Origin of the sequence: Brochothrix thermosphacta DSM 20171 = FSL F6-1036 (assembly GCF_036884295.1) — a bacterium.
Classification (GTDB): Bacteria; Bacillota; Bacilli; order Lactobacillales; family Listeriaceae; genus Brochothrix; species Brochothrix thermosphacta.
The window spans coordinates 1,983,462-2,004,947 of record NZ_CP145608.1 but is presented as its reverse complement, the minus strand read 5'-3'; the positions used below and the strand labels follow the sequence as shown (position 1 = coordinate 2,004,947).

18 protein-coding genes are annotated in these 21,486 nt (G+C 34.7%); 11 read left to right on the top strand and 7 right to left on the bottom strand.

Annotated features, from left to right (window positions below):
* Window positions 1-52: 52 nt before the first annotated feature.
* The 3 genes from V6S17_RS10010 (at window position 53) to yhaM (ending at window position 5,102) form a co-directional block, all read left to right on the top strand.
* On the top strand, window positions 53-1,294 hold the full coding sequence (locus V6S17_RS10010; RefSeq protein WP_029091575.1) for a metallophosphoesterase family protein: 1,242 nt from the start codon (window positions 53-55) through the stop codon (window positions 1,292-1,294).
* Window positions 1,291-4,020: an ATP-binding protein gene (locus tag V6S17_RS10005; protein ID WP_029091576.1), complete on the top strand. Its 2,730-nt coding sequence runs from the start codon at window positions 1,291-1,293 to the stop codon at window positions 4,018-4,020. Before V6S17_RS10010 ends, V6S17_RS10005 begins: the two co-directional genes overlap by 4 nt.
* A 128-nt stretch (window positions 4,021-4,148) precedes the next feature.
* Entirely contained in the window at window positions 4,149-5,102 is a 954-nt protein-coding gene (yhaM, locus tag V6S17_RS10000; RefSeq protein ID WP_029091577.1) for a 3'-5' exoribonuclease YhaM, read from the top strand.
* Between the two features lie 87 nt (window positions 5,103-5,189).
* On the opposite strand, the gene V6S17_RS09995 is transcribed toward yhaM, so the two are convergent.
* From V6S17_RS09995 to V6S17_RS09985, 4 genes are all read right to left on the bottom strand, one after another.
* Complete coding sequence (locus V6S17_RS09995; RefSeq protein WP_029091578.1) at window positions 5,190-6,107, bottom strand: peptidylprolyl isomerase; 918 nt, start codon at window positions 6,105-6,107, stop codon at window positions 5,190-5,192.
* 107 nt (window positions 6,108-6,214) lie between these two features.
* Entirely contained in the window at window positions 6,215-6,769 is a 555-nt protein-coding gene (locus V6S17_RS12705; protein WP_029091579.1) for a DUF3267 domain-containing protein, read from the bottom strand.
* Window positions 6,770-6,917: 148 nt separating this feature from the next.
* A complete protein-coding gene (locus tag V6S17_RS09990; RefSeq protein ID WP_029091580.1) occupies window positions 6,918-7,271 on the bottom strand; it encodes a YtxH domain-containing protein in 354 nt (117 codons plus the stop codon).
* A gap of 26 nt (window positions 7,272-7,297) precedes the next feature.
* Window positions 7,298-7,732, bottom strand: coding sequence for an HIT family protein (locus tag V6S17_RS09985; RefSeq protein ID WP_036027328.1), 435 nt, complete (start codon window positions 7,730-7,732; stop codon window positions 7,298-7,300).
* 149 nt (window positions 7,733-7,881) lie between these two features.
* Here V6S17_RS09985 and V6S17_RS09980 point away from each other — a divergent pair, with 149 nt between their 5' ends.
* Together V6S17_RS09980 and V6S17_RS09975 are read left to right on the top strand one after the other, a co-directional pair.
* Window positions 7,882-8,628, top strand: coding sequence for an ABC transporter ATP-binding protein (locus tag V6S17_RS09980; protein ID WP_029091582.1), 747 nt, complete (start codon window positions 7,882-7,884; stop codon window positions 8,626-8,628).
* Window positions 8,618-9,829, top strand: a complete 1,212-nt coding sequence (locus tag V6S17_RS09975) for an ABC transporter permease (RefSeq protein ID WP_051457120.1) — start codon at window positions 8,618-8,620, stop codon at window positions 9,827-9,829. Before V6S17_RS09980 ends, V6S17_RS09975 begins: the two co-directional genes overlap by 11 nt.
* Before the next feature lie 99 nt (window positions 9,830-9,928).
* Here V6S17_RS09975 and V6S17_RS09970 read toward each other — a convergent pair whose 3' ends face one another.
* Window positions 9,929-10,438, bottom strand: a complete 510-nt coding sequence (locus V6S17_RS09970) for a hypothetical protein (RefSeq protein ID WP_029091583.1) — start codon at window positions 10,436-10,438, stop codon at window positions 9,929-9,931.
* Window positions 10,439-10,625: 187 nt separating this feature from the next.
* Here V6S17_RS09970 and V6S17_RS09965 point away from each other — a divergent pair, with 187 nt between their 5' ends.
* Window positions 10,626-11,621 carry a lipoate--protein ligase gene (locus tag V6S17_RS09965; protein WP_029091584.1) on the top strand — a complete coding sequence of 332 codons (996 nt, stop codon included), beginning with the start codon at window positions 10,626-10,628 and terminating at the stop codon, window positions 11,619-11,621.
* A gap of 91 nt (window positions 11,622-11,712) precedes the next feature.
* Here V6S17_RS09965 and V6S17_RS09960 read toward each other — a convergent pair whose 3' ends face one another.
* Both V6S17_RS09960 and V6S17_RS09955 read right to left on the bottom strand, forming a co-directional pair.
* Entirely contained in the window at window positions 11,713-12,249 is a 537-nt protein-coding gene (locus tag V6S17_RS09960; RefSeq protein WP_029091585.1) for a nitroreductase family protein, read from the bottom strand.
* 136 nt (window positions 12,250-12,385) lie between these two features.
* Window positions 12,386-13,027: a competence protein ComK gene (locus tag V6S17_RS09955; protein WP_051457121.1), complete on the bottom strand. Its 642-nt coding sequence runs from the start codon at window positions 13,025-13,027 to the stop codon at window positions 12,386-12,388.
* A gap of 181 nt (window positions 13,028-13,208) precedes the next feature.
* Between V6S17_RS09955 and V6S17_RS09950 the strand changes: the two genes are divergently transcribed.
* From V6S17_RS09950 to V6S17_RS09930, 5 genes are all read left to right on the top strand, one after another.
* Window positions 13,209-13,445, top strand: coding sequence for an IDEAL domain-containing protein (locus V6S17_RS09950; protein ID WP_029091586.1), 237 nt, complete (start codon window positions 13,209-13,211; stop codon window positions 13,443-13,445).
* 167 nt (window positions 13,446-13,612) lie between these two features.
* On the top strand, window positions 13,613-17,095 hold the full coding sequence (gene addB / locus V6S17_RS09945; protein WP_029091587.1) for a helicase-exonuclease AddAB subunit AddB: 3,483 nt from the start codon (window positions 13,613-13,615) through the stop codon (window positions 17,093-17,095).
* Window positions 17,085-20,780 (top strand): helicase-exonuclease AddAB subunit AddA, encoded by a 3,696-nt coding sequence (gene addA / locus V6S17_RS09940; protein WP_029091588.1) that lies wholly within the window; start codon window positions 17,085-17,087, stop codon window positions 20,778-20,780. Before addB ends, addA begins: the two co-directional genes overlap by 11 nt.
* Before the next feature lie 138 nt (window positions 20,781-20,918).
* The gene (locus tag V6S17_RS09935) at window positions 20,919-21,038 is read left to right on the top strand and encodes a putative metal homeostasis protein (protein ID WP_197714266.1); all 120 of its coding nucleotides are present in this window, start codon (window positions 20,919-20,921) and stop codon (window positions 21,036-21,038) included.
* A gap of 33 nt (window positions 21,039-21,071) precedes the next feature.
* Entirely contained in the window at window positions 21,072-21,452 is a 381-nt protein-coding gene (locus tag V6S17_RS09930; RefSeq protein WP_029091589.1) for a hypothetical protein, read from the top strand.
* Window positions 21,453-21,486: the final 34 nt, after the last annotated feature.

The window sequence follows — 21,486 nt, the reverse complement described above, 5'->3', positions numbered from 1 at the left end:
TTAGAGGGTTTCATGGTATAATAGAACATATATTCGTATCAAGGAGGTACACATGAAAGAGCTACGTTTTATGCATATTGCGGACTTACATCTTGACAGCCCTTTTGTGGGCTTAAAACACTTACCACCCTTTATTTTTCAGCAAATGAAAGATAGCACATTCAAATCACTTACAAAGTTGGTTACAGTAGCAATTACAGAGAAAATTGATTTCCTTTTAATTGCAGGTGATATTTATGATGAAAAAACACAAAGTATCCGTGCTCAAGCACGTTTTATAGATGAAATGGAGCGTTTACAGACAGAAAATATTCCAGTTTATGCAATATTAGGAAATCATGATTATAATGATGGCACGTTGATATCGCTTGATTTGCCTCAAAATGTACACCTTTTTTCAGCAGAAACAGAGACAGTGTATTACAAACATACTAATGGTACAACTGCTGCTATACATGGTTTTAGTTATGATAAAAAACATCTGATTGAAAGACGAGTTGAAACATTTGAAAAGGCGAGCAATGTTGATTTTAACATTGCACTTTATCATGGCGAGGAAACCACAACTGGAGGAAACTATGCGCCATTTTCTCGCTCAGAGATGTTACAGAAAAATTTTGATTATTGGGCGTTAGGACACATCCATAAGCAAGTCTGTCTTAACGAAGAACCACTGATTTTATATCCAGGGAATATTCAAGGGCGCCATCGCAAAGAAACAGGTCCTAAGGGAGGAATGATAATCTCACTCTCTGAAAAGGAAACAAAAGCAACTTTTTATCCAGCTGCTGCGATTGTTTGGGAAGAACGTAGTCTCACAATTAAACCTGATATTAGCATTGATCATCTCCTCCAAAAATTAACAGCTGAAATGGATAAAGCTCGTGAAGAGAGTGGTGCGAAGGTTTTCTTAGCTGTAACTTTATTGATAGATGAGAAACTAAATAAAACCGTGAGTCAAAAAATTATAAATGGAGAAGTGATTGAGCGGTTACAGGATTTAGAACAAGAACGTGACGATTTTGTTTGGGTATACCAATTGAAAACATACTTAAATAAAAATATTACAGTTGATTGGTGGCAAGAAGAAACAGCTTATCAATCACATTGGGAAGGTGCTATTCAGCAGTTATCACAAGAACAACAATTTAATGATGTGATTCAGGAAATGACGATGCAACGCTTGGCAAGACGTTATGTTGATGTGCCAGATACGGCGTTACGAGAGCAAATTATCGAAGATGCTGTTTTATTGATTGGGCAGTTGATTGCTGAGGAAGGTGAAGAAAAATGATTATCAAGCAATTGCATGTGTATGGTTATGGTAAGTGGCGGCAAATAGATTTTCCGGAATTTCAAAAAACACAAATAATATATGGGCCTAACGAAGCGGGAAAATCAACTTTGATGGCTTTTATTGAAGCGATTTTATTTGGATTTCCAACGAATAAAAGCAATGAACGGCGTTTAGAACCGAAAGATTATGATGGTTTTGGTGGTAGGATAACGGTTGAAACTGATGATTTGGAAATTGTAATTATTGAACGCAAGAAAGGAAAAGCCACAGGCGATGTGGTCTTATATTTTGCCGATGGTACACGAGGCGATGAAGAATCCTTAGTTAGACTGCTCAAAGGAATGACAAAACAAATGTACCGCGCTATTTACAGTTTTGATATTCACGGTCTTCAAAATGTCCAAAATCTCAAAGAAACAGACTTTAATCGTTACTTATTAGCAGCAGGAACAGTTGGTTCTGATGTTTTAATACGTGTAGATAACCAATTGCAACGCAAGCGTGATGAACTATTTAAACCAAATGGTCGTATACCGATATTGAATAAAAAATTGAATCAATTGAAAGAATTGGAATCAAAATATAAAACAGCACAGCTAAATAATACGGCTTTTACTCAGCTTAAAGAAAAACAATTGCGTTCTGAAACACAACTCCTAGAATGGCAAAATAAAGAAAAAAACCTGTTGATTGAACAAGAATTGTTTACAGATTATCTTTCAAAATGGTCCATCTATGAAGAGTTGATTAAAGGTCAAGAAACATTAAAAAACTTACAAGTAAGTTCTTTTCCACAAAATGGCTTTAACCGTTTTAAAGCATTAAAAGATGAGTTATCGAATAATGAAAATGAAGCCTATCAAGTTGAAATGAAACTCAATCAAATTTTGCGTAAAATGGTTGATACGAATCCATTCGAAAAATTAGATTGGGATCAACTTGGAAAATATTTGTCGGATTGGTCATTGTACCAAGAACGAGAGCGGCAGTTACAGATGCTAAGAGGATCTGCTAACAATACGGCTCTAATTCCAGCGCATATTTTAGAGCAGGTAAAACATGAGGAATTTAAGCAGGCACAGGAAGTTATTCGGAAAATTGAGCGACTTGATTGGGAGCGGGAACAACGGCTGAGCGAAGAGAGTGTTCTAGCAATTAAAATAGAACGCCAAAAAGAGCAATGTGACGAAACAGAAAAAAGAATACAACAAGCTGAACAATCACCGGATTTTATACAAACAACAGCAAAAACAACACATCTAGCGATTATATTAAGTTTAGCTGCATTAGCCGTTCTGTTATTGGGTTGGCTTGTGATGCCAATATTCTATATAGGCGGCATTTTGTTGGGTCTATTAGCAATTTTGTCATACAAAAAAGTTAACAAAAAACAACAAGCGCCACAACGTACAAACAGTTCTATTGTCGCAGAATGGGAAAAATTATGGCAACAACAATGTGCAGAATTAGATGAATTACAGTTCGAAAAAACTAAAATTCAAAAGCGACACTCTGAAATCACAGAGGATATGGTTGTATCAGAATCATGGTTGAAGAAGATAGCGGAAAAATTAGAGCTATCAATAAGCAGCCATACAATGTTTTTAAATAAGTATGAACAATTGGTAGAACAAGTAACAATGGAGAAGTCAAACATAGCAGAGCAAGAACAAGTCAAACAATTGATAATTAAGCAAAATGATTGGTTAACAGGTATTCAAGCGTTAACAGCTGAGATAAATGACGAGCAGTTAGATTGGTTAAACTTGGATGAGAGTATTAATAGTCTGTTGGCAGAGCAACGTCGTTATCATCTACAAACAGAAGAGGTCGTGACGATACGAAAAGAAAAGGAAGATTTAAGCAATCACAAAGAGCGTTTGTTCGCTACAATTGAACGAATAGAGCAGCAGCTTAGCAGCTTATTACAAGAAGCAGATGTTGAAGATGATAAAAGTTTTTACTCAAAAGCAGAAATGAAACAACAAGCAATGGCAATTGAAGAACGTTTACAAGTGTTACAGATGCAAATAAGTGAGAAAGAACGTCATACTTTAAGTCAATTTAATGATAAAGTTATGCTCCTAGCTCAACTTGAACAGATAAAACAACAGCGTAAAGAATTATCAGAGAGACGCAGTGATCTACAAAAAGAGCAATTAGAAATCAACCATCAAATTCAACTTTTAACACAGGGGGAGGTTTATGCTGATACTGCGCATGCTTATTTCTTAATGAAGTCGGAAGTAGAAGAGTTGAGTGAAGAATGGATGCGTTATAAAACGGCACAACAACTTGTTAATGAGATGGTTGAGCGACTTCAAGCAGAACGATTACCAAGAGTATTGCAACAGGCTAGTGAATACCTCAGCTACTTAACGGAAGGACGGTATGTGAAAATTGATTTTTATGATGAGGAATTACTCGTTCACCGTAAGGATAAATTTCAATTTACAGGTGAAGAACTTAGCCAAGGCACAAAAGAACAACTTTATTTGTCGATTCGCTTCGCTTTTATTGAGGTTTTAGGAGCTGCAGTAAAACTACCAATTATTATTGATGATAGTTTTGTTAATTTTGATAAAAACCGAACAGATTTAATTATGTCTTTACTTGATAAGATAAAATTAAAACAACAAATCATTTATTTTACTTGCCATGCTTATATGAAAGAGTATCTACCACCTGAAAATTGTTTAGATTTAACACAATTTAAAAGTTAAAGTATTACTTAAAGTGTGCCTGTAAAATACTGAGTCACCCTTCAGAACGTTTTGTTCGATTTTAAATAGTAGAAAGCATTATGGTATAATAGAACGTATAGATTATCGTGATGAAAGAGGAGATACAAATGCAAAAAAAATTGCTAGAATATGATATTAGTGAAGCAGTTGAAACATATGCATTCATAAAAAGTGCACAAAAAGGGATTGCAACAAACGGAAAACCTTTTTTATCAATTGTATTTCAAGATAAATCAGGTGCCATTGAGGGAAAACTTTGGGACGTTTCAGATGAAGATTTGAAAAAGTATCTACCTGAAAGTATTGTGAGTGTGATTGGTGAAATTCAAAACTATCGTGGTCAAAAACAATTGAAAATCAAAGGTCTTAGATTAACTACAGCGTTAGACAATGTGTCTGCTGATGAATTTTTAAAAACAGCGCCGATTAAACGCGACGATATTCAGCAGGAAATAATGCAATATATCTTTGCAATTACGAACCCGAATTTACAACGTGTGACACGTTTTTTAGTCAAAAAATATGAAAAAGAATATTTTAGCTATCCTGCGGCAATGCGTCATCACCATGAATTTGTATCGGGATTGTCTTACCATGTATTGTCTATGCTTCATATTGCAGATCATCTCCAGGGACAATATCCTGATTTAGATGCAGATTTATTATATTCAGGTATTATTTTACATGATTTAGGTAAAGTAATTGAATTAAGTGGGCCTATATCAACATCATATACGGTGACAGGTAATTTATTAGGACACATTTCAATTGTATCTAACGAAATTGCTAAGGCAGTAGATGAGCTCCAAATTGACAGTGAAGAAACAATGGTATTACAACATATTATTCTCTCACATCATGGAAAAGGCGAGTGGGGAAGCCCTAAGCCACCATTAGTGATGGAAGCTGAATTAATCCATATGATTGATCAAATGGATGCTTCGTTAAACATGTTATCGAAGGCATTAGAGCATACAGATGCTGGTTCTTATAGCGAAAGAATTTTCGGGTTAGATAACCGCTCATTCTATAAACCTAAATTCAATCAAATTGAAAAATAGTAAAAACCAATTTTCATCAAAAAATATTGATGGAAATTGGTTTTTTTGTAAAAAAAAGCAGTAGCCGAAGCTACTGCTTTTTAGTTGTTATTTACTTTTTTTAGTGTCTTCTTTGTAAGCTGCAAACACATCTTTGAATGCACTATCTTTTACAGTTACATCAGATGATTTGTATAATTTTTTCAATGCTGCTGCTTGAGTATCAGAAGTTACTTTAGCTGCGTAATATGCTTCTGTTACAGCTTTTTTGTCTTTATCGAAAGTAGTTTTGGCTGGTTTTTTATCCATCTTAATGATTTCATACGTACCTGAACTTGTTTTGATTGGTGCAGATACAGCACCTTCTTTTAATTTATAAACATCTTTAAACATGTCGCCGTATGCAGCTTCAGCAGCTGTTACGCTTAATGGTTCAGCTTTACCACCGTTAGGTGCAGTTGCTGTATCTTGTGAATCAGATTTAGCAAGTTTAGCAAAATCGCCACCATCTTTTAATTTTTTAGCGATTTTTTCAGCAGATGCTTTATCAGCTACAGCAATTTTAGAAATTGTAAAGTCTGGGTTCCACGTTTTATCATAAAACTCTTTAAGTTCTTTTGTTGAAGGTTTTACATATTCACGTGCAGCTTCGTTAACAAGTGCTTGCGTACGTAAAGTGTCTTTGTAAGCGTCAATTGAAGTGATACCATTTTGTGTTAATGCTGATAACAATGCATCTTTACCACCATATTGTTTCTCTAACTCTTTAACTTTTGCATCAAGATCAGCTTGTTTTACTTTATCGCCGAATTTATCTTCGAGGATTTTTTTGAAAGTAAGTGATTCAACTGCAGCTGCACCACCAGTATCTTTCAGATAATCGTAAAGTTCTGTTTGTGATACGTTACCGCTTTTCGTTTTAACAACAGTACCACCGTTGTTAGTAAATAACATAACTGATAGAATTACTACTGCGATGACAAGTACAATAATACTTCCGATCATTAAATTGATTTTTTTTTTCATTGAGTTCCGCACTCTCCTTAGGTAATATGAATTTAGTCTACATGAAATATCATATCATATAGGTAATAAAAAACAAACTAAAATACTATTAAAGAAGTATGAAATTTTTATGAATGGATCTTTTCAAAATTATCCTCTACCAATACTTTTATACCTCGTTCTGAATCCTCTATAAAACTATTTTTAGGGAATTTAAGGTAACTAAAAAAGTAATAGATATCGGTTGTGCATATAGCCATATGTATAGCTAATAATAAATACCAATAGACAGATTTCAAGTCATATTGAAAATAAACGAACAACCAGATGAGTGTAATAACTATAAATGGTGTTATTAGAGATAGTAGATAATAATTTTTTTTGACAGGTGTATCACATTTGACTTCAAAAAAGGGTACGATAACAAAATAACGTTTGATTCTAATGAAACTATCTTTCTTATGAGGTAACACTATGAAATGACACATTTTATGAAATGGATAAAGTAGGAGTAGATACGAAAAGCCTACTAATGGGTATTGATAAGTATAATTGTTACCGAGACTTAAGTGATGCCAGATGATAGCGACGCTTAATGTAGCAATAAAGACAATAAATGAAAGAATAAACAAACGGTAAAAATTTTCTTCCTGTTCATGTTGAATGGAATGAACGCAGTGCATGATAAATCCCCTTTCTATCTCCTTGACATATTCTATCTTTAAAATGAGGCGAATGCAAGAGGATAAAAGACCCCGCAACAATTATATGCGAGGTCAAAGTTGTAGTTACCATTATAGTATTGAGTGAATGAGTGAGTGATTAATTTTATTAACGCTTGATTGTTTTTTCTAACTCACTAACAGTTTTTTGAAGGTCTTTTAGTTCATCTTTTAAACGTTGTTTGTCGGGTTCAATTGATTGATTCCAATTGCCAACAACTTCTTCGATATCTTCAACAACATCTTTAACTGCAGCAAGGCTATCAGTAGAAAATGTTTTAAGTTGTTCGGTAAGTGTATTTGCATTATAAGCAACTTCTTTAAGCATACCACCGACATTGACTGATTTATCTGCAATATCTTCTCGTAGTTCTCTACCTGACTTTGGGGCAAGTAAAAGTGTTGCAACAGCTGAGGCACCAGCCCCAACAATTAAACCTAAAATTAGTGATTTTGTTTTCATAATGAAAGCACTCCTTTGATGAAATTTTATTTGATTGTTTGGTTAATAGTTTGAGCAATGTCTGCTAATTGACTAGCAGAATAGTCGGAACCATGTTCTTCCCATTTCAAACCAAAACCATCATTGTTCTTATGATAACGCGGAATGAGGTGAACATGCCAGTGAAACACTGATTGAGAAGCGATTTCTTCTGCGTTACTTAGAACGTTCATTCCTTTGACGTCAGGAAAAGCCTCTTGAATTGCACGAGCAATTTTTGGCACTCTAGCAAATACAGCACTAGCAGTTTCGCTATCGGCAGTTAGAATATTTGTTGTCGCTTGCTTTGGAACAACGAGTGTATGCCCTTTAGTTACTTGTGAGATATCAAGAAAAGCATAAACAAGCTCATCTTCATATACTTTATAGGATGGAATTTCTTTACGGATGATTTTTGAGAAAATAGTATCTTCTTGTGTCAAATTGCTCACGCCTTTCTAAATGTTATCTTATTTATAGATTACCACAAAACAGGCGGAGCTAACAGTTTTTATACCGAAAGGTTGTTTGTGTCTTTATATAATTTTTTTTGTTATCATAAGAGAGAATAAAGATGAAGGAAGGGTTGAAAATGTCATTATTAGAAGTTGAAAATTTAGTGGGTGGATATACAAAATACCCTGTGTTGAAAAATATTTCATTCGAATTGAAAGCTGGTGAACTCGTTGGTTTGATTGGATTGAATGGTGCTGGTAAAAGCACAACTCTCAAACATATAATTGGCTTAATGCAACAACAGCAAGGTGAAATTAAAATTAATAATCGTCGCTTAATTGACGGCGCAGACGAATATCGTCAACAATTTGCAGTTATTCCAGAAACACCTGTTCTTTATGATGAACTTACATTAAAAGAACATATTGAATTAACTGGGATGGCATACAACTTAACAGAAACAGAAATTAAAGAGCGCATGACACCATTATTGGAAATGTTCCGTTTAACGAAACGCTTAAATTGGTTTCCTAATCATTTTTCTAAAGGCATGAAACAAAAAGTAATGTTAGTATGTGCTTTCTTAGTAGAACCTAAGCTTTATATTGTAGATGAGCCATTTGTAGGTCTAGATCCGTTAGCAATTACAAACCTCTTGCAAATTTTACAAGATAAAAGAGATGAAGGTTGCGGCATTTTAATGTCGACACACATCTTAGCAACGGCTGAAAAATATTGTGATAAATTTATTATTATCCATGAAGGTGAAATAAGAGCTACGGGTACACTTGCCGAATTACAACAAGTTTTTAATATGCCAGAAGCTTCATTAGATGATATTTATATTCAATTGACGAAAGAAGAAGCGAACTATGGCAAATAATCTATGGAAATCACGCCTAGCGGACTATTTTAAAGATTTAGCAAAATATCTTCGTTATATTTTTAACGATCACTTAGTTTTAGTAATGGTATTTGTTGTGGGCGCATTAGGTTTTTATTACTCCCAGTGGCTTAAAACATTGGATGCATCGTTCCCTGTTAATTGGGTGATGATTGTTGTTTTAGTACTCGTGCTATCGCTCACTCAAGTAAATACGCTGCTTAAATCAGCAGATGCGGTTTATTTAACTGTGATGGAAACAAGAATGGCGAGCTACTTTAAAAAATCAATTATATTTTCATTCTTTTTCCAATTACCATTAGTAATTGTAGCTTTTATCGTTTTATTGCCAATGTATCAACAGGTGAAACCATTTGCGGGAAGTTATATTTTAATGCTATTAGTTTATTTCATTTTATTAAAAGCCTGGAATGTTTTAATGTGGTGGCACGTATATAAACAACCAATTCGTACAATAGGTATTCTTATGCAATGGTTGGGAAATATTGTAGCTGTAAGTATTGTTTTTGTTATACCGCAGTGGTGGTCGTTACTGATTGGTGTCGTTTTAACACTATTAATCTTGTGGATGACCATGAAAATGAGTAAACCCTATTACATCAAATGGGAAACATTAATTGTTAAGGAAGAAGCACGTTTAAATCGCTTTTACCGGTTTGCAAATATGTTTACAGATGTGCCACATTTAAAAAATACAACTAAGAAAAGAGCATGGCTCAACTGGTGCTATTCAGGTATCGCACTTGTTCAAAAAAATACGTATAGCTACTTATGGCGACGTGCTTTTATTCGTACGGATGAGTTCAGCGGTTTGTTTGTAAGATTGACTCTCATAGGTTTGGTTATTATTTATTTCATGAGTAATGCAACAATGGCAATTCTATTAGTCTTGTTATTTAGTTATTTAACAGGATTTCAAATGTTACCGATGATTCGTCTTTACGAAAATCATCCAATGAGAGAACTTTACCCAGTACCAATGAAGTTATATCGTTCTTCTTTTGTTACTTTGTTGCGAGGTATTATGGCAGTTCAAGCCATCATTTTTGCAGTGATTATAACAATTGTTTTCCCGCTAAATACAGCAGCGTGGATGATAGCTATTTTGGTAGCTTTCTATTTATTTTTCACCTTTGTTTATGTGCCGAGTAAAATTAAGAAATTAGTTTTAGGCTTTTAAAGCAAATTTGATTTGAATTTTAACTATTAATAGTTTAGTTAGAGATAATTAATTTAAATAAAAAAGGCTCATTCCTAAAAGTTGGAATGAGCCTTTTTATTATATTTTTTCGTGAGGAATTTCTGGATTTGAAACATTATAATTTGTGATTATTCCATAATCAAGTTGACCAGCAGGTGTATCATAAAGTAATTTTTCTAGTTTGTGATAGTAGTCTGCTTTTTTAAAGGCCACACGTGCTTGAGAATTTTCCCAACCAAGAATGAGTGAGAATGGTGTTTGATGGTGTCGTTTTCCAAAAGCAAGATAAGTCAGTCCTTCTGGTGTGTTTGAAACGATACGACGTACAAGCTCTTGTAAAAATAGTTCATCTTCTGACGATAATGAAAAAATATATGAATCAACAGAATCATGAATATTTAGTTGCCCATATGTTGAAATAATATCGTAGGTTGTACCGCCTACAAAAGGTGATTTCTTGCTACCAGTATTGTCTAGCAACATTGTTTCGTGCTGACCATGTAAGTAAAATAGTCCATCTCTGCGGTGTTGAATATAATATTTAGATAAAAAATCGGCTGTTCCATGAGTAACATAGTAAGATGTCATTGTTTTTCCTCCTCTAACTGTGACTTCATTAAAAGAGCATGAGGTCATTTGCTTGTTTATATCTTAGCATAAAATTATCATAAATACGCAATTAAAAAAGAAAATATTTTCTAGTTTAATGCTTGAATAATAGGATGTTCTTTGTCATACTGTTAATTGACTAGGAGTTTGAAGGGAGCAATTAAAAATGTTATTTATTGATAATAAAGGTATCACAGATCCATCAATTAATATTGCTATTGAAGAATTTGTGTTGAATAATTTACAGGTAGATGAACCATTTTTACTATTTTATATCAATCGTCCTTCAATTATTATTGGGCGTAACCAAAATACGATTGAAGAAATTAATACTGATTATGTAGAAGCGAATGGTATTCAAATTGTCCGTCGTTTATCAGGTGGTGGTGCAGTTTATCATGATTTTGGAAACTTGAATTTTAGTTTTCTAACAAAAGATGATGGTAACAGTTTTTCAAACTATCAAAAATTCCTTGATCCTGTCATTGTGGCATTGAAAAAAATGGGTGTTAACGCGGAGCTTAAAGGTCGTAATGACATGGTAGTCGGCGAGCGAAAAGTAAGTGGTAATGCACAATTTGCTACTCATGGTAAAATGTATTCACATGGTACTTTAATGTTTGATAGTGATATTGATGAAGTTGTAAATTCTTTAAAAGTGCGTAAAGAAAAAATTGAATCAAAAGGTATCAAATCAATTCGTAGTCGTGTAGCAAACATCTCAGAATTTATGAGTGAGAAAATGACTACTGAAGAGTTTAAACAAAAATTATTATTATCTATTTTTGATGTTGAAAAAATTGAAGATGTTAACGAGTATGTTTTGACAGAAGAAGATTGGGCAGAAATCAAAGCTATTTCAAAACGACGTTATGCTAACTGGGATTGGAATTATGGCAAATCGCCTAAATTCGATATCGAACTGACAAAACGTTTCCCAATTGGTTCAATTGATATTCGATTGAATGTCATGAAAGGGCATATTGTTGACGCTAAAATCTTCGGTGATTTTTTTGGTGTGGGTGATGTGAAGGATATTGAAGAACGTTTAATTAATGTGAAGTACGAACGTGAAGCTATTAAATCTGCAATTGAAAGTTTACCAATTAAACATTATTTTGGTCAAATAACATTGGAAGAATTCCTAGAATTAATCTATTAAAAAAAATAGTAAGATGATATTAAAAAGCCCTTTGTAGGGCTTTTTTTATATGAAAAAACTGATGAGAAAACTCATCAGTTTAAAAAATAGCTTATTCTGAGATAACAGTGAAACGATTGGCAGCAGCTTCTCGTTCACGACCAGCTTTAATTTCACCTGATGGTGTGCCAAGATGAACCATTGCAATCACGCGCTCATTTTCTGCTACATTGAGTGCAGCTTTGAACTCAGGTTTGTTAATATATCCTGGTGTTTTCCATGCAGTACCAATGTTTTGAGCCCAAGCTAACAATGAAAATGTTTGAATCAATGCCGCTGTTGCTTCCGTGTTTTCACCATCAACACCAGCATCTTCATGAATGCTATTGATAACAAGTAAAGTACCAGGTAAAGCGTTTAGTTTGTCATACTTTTTCCCAGATTGTTCAGGAAAAGCAGCGGTAGCAACTTTTGCAATTGCTGGGCCGGTATAATATTCAAATCGCCAAGGTTGAGTCAAGCGATGATTAGGTACCCAAATAGCTGTTTCTAATAAGGCTTGTACAGTCTCAGCAGCGATAGGTGTTGCATCAAAATCAGAGATTGTACGGCGTGTTTTAATCAGTTGTTCTAAATCAATTTTTGTCATGTGAAAAACCCCCTTAAGTTGTAACTAGCTCTACTATAGCATTTTTAAAATGTTTGATATAGCTAATTTTTTTATTTTTCTAAAAGTAGGGTATCTATAAAGTAGGAGGGTATTTTTAAAGTAATATTTTTTTCAGCTAGAGTTTAGGAGTGTCGTCTGTGAAAGTATCATCTCTTGTTCTATTTAATAATGAATGATTCATCGGGATATTATTATTTTGATCATAGTTATAATGCGGTGTGGATTCAGCGGCTCGTAAACTTGGCGGTGTATTGCCAGTTAAATAAAGATTTTTTCGTTTAGCTTTATCGAAGTTACCCAATAATTTCATATGGAGTAACGAGGTTCTTGCTAATTGGTTTGAAAAACTATCAAAGGAAATATCTAGGGTAATTTCAAAGCCATTATGAAATATAAGATGAGTACGTGAATGAGGTGCCTTATGATAGCGTGATAAATGTTGAGTAAACACCCAAATACAATCGTTTTTTCTTTTTGGACTAGTTGTGGGAAAAGTAAAGATATAAGAGAGGCTGTCTATCATAATAGGTGCTTTGTGTGTAAAACCGATAAGGTGTTTTGTTGCGGTTTTCCGACCTTCCAAACTTGATCCGAAAAATTTACAACCATCAGAAATAAGTTTCACGGGATTTAGTGCGATTTCTTGTGATCCTTCAGAGTCGAGTACAATGGAATGACAATCATACTTTGATATTATTAATGGTTTGATTAACATCGTACTGGCATTTATTTCATAATCATTCAAAATGAGCGTCATATTATCCCTACTTTCTTATTTTTACACAAAATGTAACTCTATAAGAGTATCATAGGTTAAATAAGCAATAGAGTAACAGGTATAACTGTTTAAAAAGAGAGTTTATTCAATTTTCTGACAATATACTTGTAATTTGAAAAGAAGTCGCTTATAATAAAATAAAATGTTAGGAGTGATTAACATGGAAAACAAATTCAACGCGTCTTTCTTAGCACAACAACGAGAGAATACGATGAATGGTAACTTTCCATTCAATCGTTCAGTAGAAGCACTGTTCGAGTCGTGCCTCTTAGATTATCGTATCTCAAATCTTAAAGAAAAAATTGATGCTGCTCTTGATCAGCACGAAAGCACTTTATTTCAAGCGTTATCCAAAGAGCTTGCAAGCCTTGAAGCTGCAGAATTAACAATTAGTTAAAGGGGGAATTAAAAGGTGAACGAACAAAAAAGATAGTGTAAGTTCTGATGTTTTTAAGCAGAACTTACACTATTTTTGTGTCTTTAAAAGTAGATAACCATTTTATGTTCGTGATAGTGATAGGATATGATAAAATTAACCTATTAGATAAAAAGAGGTGACTCAGTGTGAGTTTAGAATGCATAATTGGAAGAAGCGGTAGTGGTAAAACAACGTGGATGATTGAACAAATTATCGCGAGAACGAATGCTCATCCAGATGAAAATATCTTTATTATTGCGCCAGATCAAATGACTTACCAAATAGAACATGCGTTGTTAGTGCATCCTAAAGTAAAAGGCTTACTAAATGTGCAGGTTTATAGTATGAACCGTTTAGCATGGCGTGTCTGTCGTGAAACAGGAGGATTAGCACAAACATACCTATCGAGTAATGGTTTAAATATGCTGATAAGAAAACTTTTAATGACGCGTGCTTCAGATTTATCTGTCTTTAGTAAATCAGCCTTAAAAAAAGGTTTTATTTCGCAATTACATGATACTTTTAGAGAGTTTAAGCAATATGAAGTGACCCCAGAAGTCATTCAAGCTGTCAAAGAAAATCAATTACCACTAAGTATTGATTTAAAAGATAAAATTACAGATATCGATAAGATATATCAACACTATCTAGCTGCAACTGCAGATAAATACCTTGAAACAGAAGATTATTTATCGTTGCTTGTAGAGGCAATCCCACAATTTAAAGAATTCGATAATGCCAGCTTCTTTATTGATGGTTTTTTTGAGTTTTCTCCCCAAGAATACAGTGTATTAGAACAACTATTAATTGCTGGTAAAAAAATGACAATGAGTTTTACAATGAATCCAGATGATACAACAAACAGTGTCAGTGATTTAGATTTGTTCCAATTACCTAAAGAAACATATCGAAAAATGAATGAAATAGCACGTGTTCATTCGATTGAAAGAGACGCTGATATTTATCTTGAAAACAACTTTCAAAAAGAACAATTGAAAGTTATCGAAGCAAATTTTGAAATACAGTCGGAAAAGCATCACGTTGATGATGAGCAATTACACGTTACAACAGCCAATAATCGTCGTGCTGAGGTTGAAGGAATTGCACGTGAGATTAGGCGATTAATTGTGCATCATAACTACCGTTACAAGGATATTGCTGTTTTTATTAGAAATGAGGCATCTTACACAACCTTTTTACCTGCGGTATTTAAAATGCATGAACTGCCTTTTTTTATCGATGAAGCTAAAAAGATGGCAAATCATCCCTTGATTGAATTATTGAGAGGTAGCTTAGAAGCCATCACAAAAAACTTTAATTATGATACGATGTTCCAAATTGCTAGAACGGAGCTATTTGTGCCACCAAAAGTAATGCCAAAAGTTGGGCGTCAACGGATAGATGAATTAGAGAATTATGTCCTTGCACGCAACTATTATGGGAAAAAGTGGTTTGATCAAGACGAATGGATTTATCGACGCTCACAATTTTCTGGGGAAGAAGCAATTCAAACAACCTTAGAACTTGAAAAACAAGAACAAATAAATACCACTCGAAAATGGCTAACGGTGCCATTACAAACTTTAAATAAACAATTGAAACAAGCAACAAATGTCCGCGAACAAGCTGCGGCGTTGTTTTATTATATGGAAGAATTACAAGTCAGCGAGCATCTAAATCGTTGGCGAACAGAAGCCCAAACAAAAGGGACTGTTGAACAAATGCAAATGCATGAACAAGCGTATAAGGCGAGCATACAATTGTTAGATGAGATTGTAGAAGTTATGGGTGATGAAAAACTGAGCATTACTCAATTGCGTGATGTATTGGATTCTGGTTTTGAAGAAATGGAATTTACTGGTTTACCACCGACAATCGATCAAATTACAGTCGCTAATATTCAAACGTCTCGCGTACTTAATGTTAAAGCTGCATTTGTATTGGGTTTTAATGATGGCGTTTACCCAACAAGAGGAAGCGATAAAGGTGTCTTTAAAGAAGACGATCGTCAAAAATTAGTAGATTCAGGACTTCCGATTCAATTAAGTGCGCGTCAACAATTAGCTCAAGAAGATTTTTACGCCTATAGAGCATTAACCTCTGCAACAGAGCAGCTTTATATTAGTTTCCCGATTGCTGATGAAGAGGGGCGCAGTCTGTTAGCATCTCCTTACTTGAGAAGATTACAGCAGATGTTTACAACACCAATACATCAACAAACATATCTTTCTGATATGACAGAGTTGCCTGAATTTGAGCAATTTCCTTACATTGGGCATCCAAAGGCAACGCTGAATTATTTAATTGCACAGATGCAACAATTGAAAATAGGTGGACACATCGCGCCTATTTGGCAAGAGGTCTATAATTGGTTTACTATAAAAGAAAATGAATATTATAGCATTGCTAAACAAGCTTTAACTAGTTTAAGTTATGAAAATGTCGCACAACCGTTGGCAGCAAAAACAGCGAAAGATTTATTTAATAATGATATTACAGCAAGTGTTAGCCGCATGGAGAAATTTTTTGGTTGTCATTTTTCTCACTTTGCCTCGCACGGGTTGAAGTTACGAGAAAGAGAAGTATATCGTTTGGAAAGTGTAGATATCGGACAGATTTTCCATAGCGCAATGGAAGATATTAGTCAAAGACTAAAGGAGAATGGCATTGAATGGGGAAGTTTGACTGCCGATGATATTAGTCAATTAGCAAAAGATGCAATTGCAGTTTTACGCCCAGTCTATCATTACGAAATTTTATTGAGCTCAAACAAAATGGGCTACATTTCACATAAATTACAAGCAATTATTGAAAAAGCAGCACAAGCCTTAAATGAACAAGCACGTAATAGTAAATTTAGTCCCTCTAATTTTGAAGTCGGTTTTGGAAAAGAAGAAGTAATACCTGCATTAACACTACCGCTAAAAGAGGGAACTATTTCTTTACAAGGGCGTATTGATCGTATTGATGTTGCTGATTATCAGGGGCAAAATTATTTGCGGATTATTGATTATAAATCAAGTGACCGTGCAGTTGATTTTACTGAGGTATATCATGGGATAGCTTTACAAATGCTCACTTATTTAGATATTGCTGTAACTAATGCTGCAAAACTAGTGAATGCACCTGCTGAAGCTGCAGGGATGATGTATTTCCATATGCATAATCCTTTTATTGAATATAAGCAAGAATTGAAACAAGAAGACATTGAAAAAGATATGCTAAAAGAGTTTAAAATGGATGGCTGGGTACTTGATAATAAAGCCATTGTAGAAATGATGGATACAACGCTTGAACCGGGTAAAACTTCGACTACAATTCCAGTCAATTATGTGAAATCAGGTGATTTTGGCAGCCGTTCTAAGGTTTTATCAGAGCAAGAATTTAATGTTTTACGAGGATTTGTACGAAAACAATATCAACAAGGTGGTAATCTTATTTTGCAAGGTGATGTGGCAATAAATCCTTACCAATTGGATTCAAAAACACCTTGTCAGTTTTGTGATTATCGTTCTATTTGTCAATTTGATGTCGCGAATGATAAAAATAGTTACCGTGTAATTGAGAGTGACAAACAAGCAGATGTGCTTAAGAAAATGGGAGAGGAGCTTGAACAAAATGACAAATAATATACCACCCAAACCTCCAGAAGCCCAATGGACTGAAGCACAATGGCGTGCAATCCACACGACAGGGCAATCAACACTAGTTGCCGCTGCTGCAGGGTCTGGAAAAACAGCGGTTTTAGTTAATCGTGTAATTGAACGCGTTAAACATCCAACAACACCTATTGATATAGATGAGATGCTTATTGTAACTTTTACTGAAGCAGCAGCAGCTGAGATGAAACAACGAATTGGTGCAGCATTAGAAGAAGAGATTGAAGCATCACCAGAACGTAAAGATTTAAAGCGTCAAATAAAACTATTACAACACGCTTCTATATCTACAATGCACAGTTTTTGTAGTCGTTTAATTCGTGATTATTACTACCTTTTAGATTTGGATCCAACATTCAGGCTGCTCGATGAGATTGAAGGTGCACTTTTAAAGGAAGAAATAATTGAACAGTTGCTAGAAGAAGAATATGCACGTGAAGAGAACGCGGCTTTTTATCAATTAATTGATAGTTATACGAGCGATCGTAGTGATACAAAGCTGTACCATTTAATTCTAAAGTTAAGTAATATTGCTTTGGCTCAGCCAGAACCACAACGATGGCTTAATCAACTGACTGATACCTATAATGCTGAACGCTACCCTACAATTGATAGTCTGCCTTACTATAATTATATTAAACGTGATATTATTACGAGTTTGGAAGCAGCACGTGCTTATTTACAACAAGCACTCACAATTGCAGCGGCTCATGTTGTAGGAGAGAAATGGTATGCTTTTTTAGAGACTGAGCAGCTAGTTTTAAACAGCTTAATTGAACATGTCCAAACGAAGAATTTTGCGGAACTTCAAACACTTTTATCAGATGTTAAATTTGGTAGAGCGCCAGCGACGAAAAAAACAGATGAAGTGGACCATGATGCGATTAAAAAAATTATTAGTTTGCGTGATGCAACTAAAAAACAACACAAAGGATTGCTTGAAAAATGGTGTCAACGTTCAGCAGCTAGTTTTATTGCTGATTTTGAAATTTTACACCCGCAAGTTGAAAAATTAGCTGAAGTTGTGCAGACATTTATGTCAGCTTACCAGACTGAGAAAAAGGCTCGATCAGTGTTGGATTTTAGTGATTTGGAACACTATGCACTAGAACTTTTGGGTTCAGTGAATGATCAAGGTGAATTTGAACCAACAGAAATCGCTGAAAACTACCGTCAAAAATATGCTGAGATTTATACAGATGAATATCAAGATACAAACAAGGTACAAGAAACGTTACTTTATTTGGTTGCAAAGCCAGAGGGCACAAGTGAAGGTGGTAATCGCTTTATCGTGGGGGATGTTAAACAATCGATTTATCGCTTTCGTTTAGCAGAGCCTGAGCTATTTATAGAAAAATATAATCGTTATCCCGTAGATCCGGACACAAGTGGTTATCGTATTGATTTATCACAAAATTTCCGTAGCCGCGAAAACATAATAGATTCCACGAATGCTTTATTCTCACAAATAATGGATGAAACATTTGGTGAAATTGCTTATGACGAAGCAGCTGAATTAAAACGTGGTGCAAATTATAAACCGCGTGCTGATGACGATATCGCAACTGAAATTGTTTTGATTGAAGGTGATTATGAAGCAACAGAATTAGAAGAATCAATGTATTTGGGTACCAATCATGAAAAAGAAGCGGATATCGTTGCTCAAAGGATTAAAGAGATGATTGCTAATGAACATGAGATATTTGATTTGAAAAAGCAGACGTACCGTTCAATTAGGTATGATGATATTGTCATCCTAGCACGATCAATGACTCAAGCGGATATATATGAACGTACATTCCAAAAATATGAACTGCCAATTTATGCAACTACCAATAGTGGCTATTTTGAATCAATCGAAGTAATGACGATGATGGCTGTTTTGAAAGTAATAGACAATCCTTATCAAGATATTCCATTGGCAGCAGTCTTACGCTCACCGATTGTTGGTTTGACAGAAGAAGAGCTAGCTAAAATTCGATTAGCGGATACAAAAGGGAATTATTATGATGCGTTGTTAGTAGATGCTAGTGAAGAAAGTGTGTATCAAGCTAAAGTGAAATTATTTATTGAACGTTTAGAAAATTGGCGTCAACAAGCACACCAAATAACGACAGCAGATTTAATTTGGCAAATTTATGAAGAATCACATTATTATGATTATGTTGGCGGTTTGATTGGTGGCCGACAAAGACAGGCTAATTTACGAGCCTTGTATGATCGTGCGCACCAATATGAACAAACATCTTTCAGAGGACTCTTCCGCTTTATTCGCTTTATAGATAGATTACAAATCAAAGGAAAAGATTTAGGAACGGCTAAAGCTGTTGGGGAACATGATAATGTCGTTCGAATTATGACAATTCATAAAAGTAAAGGACTTGAATTTCCAATTGTATTTGTTGTTGGTTTAGGAAAAGGCTTTAATCGTCAAGACATCAATAGTTCTGAATTGGTGGATAAAGAGTTTGGTTTCGCTTCAAATCTGGTGCGTTTAGATACACGAACGAAACAGCCTACAATTGCACAATATGCTTTTCGCAGTAAACAAATGCGTGCTTTGCAAGCAGAAGAAATGCGTATTTTATATGTTGCATTAACCCGAGCAAAAGAAAAATTAATATTAATTGGTTCGGCTAAGAAATTAGCTAAAACGATAGAAAAATGGGCAACGGCTCGACAATATTCTGAAGTTGTTTTGCCAGAATTTATGCGTGCTTCAGCAACCAGCTATTTAGACTGGATAGGGTTTGCTTTCAGCCGCGATACTAGTTTTACTGAACAGTTTCCAGATTATTCAGGAGGACATCAATGTAGCTTCGAACATGCTCCTACTATTAAATGGACAACTTATACGACCTTAATGAAAGAGCGGGAAATCAAAGAATCAGCTGGGAATGAATGGTTAGAAGCCACGCATTCAATGTCACCGTTAAAAGATGTCACAATTAGCCCAGCGGTATCTGAGTTGTTAACGTATCAATACGAAGCTCAGGCAGCGACCAGAATACCATCAAAAACAAGTGTGACCGAAGTTAAGCGATTAATGGCTGAGCGTGAAATGGCAGGTATTACTACGTATAGTGAGCAAATAGCACCGATTTCATTAGAGCGTCCTCGGTTCTTACAAACCAAGAAAATGAAGGCGAATGAAATAGGGACAGCGATGCACAGTGTGATGCAGCAAGTACCCTTAACTGAAAAACCAACTTCGTTAAGCGTTCAAGCGTTATTGACTGATTTGGTTTTGAAAAAAACCATGAAGCAAGAAGAGGCCGATGTCATTAATGTTCCACGTGTTGTACACTTCTTTGAAACGTTTTTAGGTGAACTTACACTGACGAATAAAACACGACGTGAAGTACCGTTTATGTATCTAATAAATGCAAAAGAAATTTATGAAACGGAAACAGCTGAACAAACAATTGTCCAAGGGATTGTGGATTGTTTAGTCGAAACTGAAGATGGTTTAATCATCATTGACTACAAAACAGATCGCATTATTGGTGAATGGGAAAAAGTCTCAGAATCGTACCGTAAGAAGTATGAAGTGCAGATTAACCTATATGCAGAAGCGATTGAAGCAGCAAGCGCACGACCAGTCGTAGCGAAATATTTATATTTCTTTGATGGTGGCCATATTGCAGAATTATAAGAAAAAGGAAAACACGAAGTGTGTTTTCCTTTTTTTATATTAAAATATGCCGTTATATAGGTTATGTTGACAGCGAATAATACGCATGTTAGTATTTAAAACGTAATCATTACGATTTAAAAAGAGAGGAAGATGACAATGAAAAAAGATTTGGCTACTGCGTATCGTGAATTGAAAAGTCCAAATATTAAAACACGCAAACGTGCTTTGAAAGTGATAAAAGACTTTAAACGAGAGAAAAAACTATTGAATCGTTAAGTAATCGATTGAGATAAAAAGGGGGTGGTGAGTATGCGTGCAATTTTTGACTTAGAGAATACGTCAATTATGATCTATCAAGCACATACTGATGAAGAAGGCTACTATGTGTTATTGACAGATGTCTATGGAGGCTCATTTTTAAATCATTTTTTTGATCGTTCTTCAGCAATTCAGTACGCATTTAATGAAGCGTTGTTATGGTATGAAAATATACTTGAAGATTTTTTAGAGATGGATGAAACTGAGCCATTAACAGCAATCGACTATATTACAATGGCGAAATACCCCTTAACTTTATTGCAACCGTATGTTGAATTTGAACAGGACTGGGAACGTTTTAAAGGTCGTGTTCGCTTAAAAGAAATGAGTGCTCTTTATTGGCGAAAAATGATGCAAGCAAAACAACAATAAAAAAAGCGTTTGAATGAGTAATCATATGATTCAT

What these genes read in the sequence shown, in the direction of transcription:
- V6S17_RS10010 (WP_029091575.1), top strand. Translation starts at nt 53, where the DNA reads ATGAAAGAGCTACGTTTTATGCATATTGCGGACTTACATCTTGACAGC.
- V6S17_RS10005 (WP_029091576.1), top strand. Translation starts at nt 1,291, where the DNA reads ATGATTATCAAGCAATTGCATGTGTATGGTTATGGTAAGTGGCGGCAA.
- yhaM (WP_029091577.1), top strand. Translation starts at nt 4,149, where the DNA reads ATGCAAAAAAAATTGCTAGAATATGATATTAGTGAAGCAGTTGAAACA.
- V6S17_RS09995 (WP_029091578.1), bottom strand. Translation starts at nt 6,107, where the DNA reads ATGAAAAAAAAAATCAATTTAATGATCGGAAGTATTATTGTACTTGTC.
- V6S17_RS12705 (WP_029091579.1), bottom strand. Translation starts at nt 6,769, where the DNA reads ATGCACTGCGTTCATTCCATTCAACATGAACAGGAAGAAAATTTTTAC.
- V6S17_RS09990 (WP_029091580.1), bottom strand. Translation starts at nt 7,271, where the DNA reads ATGAAAACAAAATCACTAATTTTAGGTTTAATTGTTGGGGCTGGTGCC.
- V6S17_RS09980 (WP_029091582.1), top strand. Translation starts at nt 7,882, where the DNA reads ATGTCATTATTAGAAGTTGAAAATTTAGTGGGTGGATATACAAAATAC.
- V6S17_RS09975 (WP_051457120.1), top strand. Translation starts at nt 8,618, where the DNA reads ATGGCAAATAATCTATGGAAATCACGCCTAGCGGACTATTTTAAAGAT.
- V6S17_RS09970 (WP_029091583.1), bottom strand. Translation starts at nt 10,438, where the DNA reads ATGACATCTTACTATGTTACTCATGGAACAGCCGATTTTTTATCTAAA.
- V6S17_RS09965 (WP_029091584.1), top strand. Translation starts at nt 10,626, where the DNA reads ATGTTATTTATTGATAATAAAGGTATCACAGATCCATCAATTAATATT.
- V6S17_RS09960 (WP_029091585.1), bottom strand. Translation starts at nt 12,249, where the DNA reads ATGACAAAAATTGATTTAGAACAACTGATTAAAACACGCCGTACAATC.
- V6S17_RS09955 (WP_051457121.1), bottom strand. Translation starts at nt 13,027, where the DNA reads ATGACGCTCATTTTGAATGATTATGAAATAAATGCCAGTACGATGTTA.
- V6S17_RS09950 (WP_029091586.1), top strand. Translation starts at nt 13,209, where the DNA reads ATGGAAAACAAATTCAACGCGTCTTTCTTAGCACAACAACGAGAGAAT.
- addA (WP_029091588.1), top strand. Translation starts at nt 17,085, where the DNA reads ATGACAAATAATATACCACCCAAACCTCCAGAAGCCCAATGGACTGAA.
- V6S17_RS09935 (WP_197714266.1), top strand. Translation starts at nt 20,919, where the DNA reads ATGAAAAAAGATTTGGCTACTGCGTATCGTGAATTGAAAAGTCCAAAT.
- V6S17_RS09930 (WP_029091589.1), top strand. Translation starts at nt 21,072, where the DNA reads ATGCGTGCAATTTTTGACTTAGAGAATACGTCAATTATGATCTATCAA.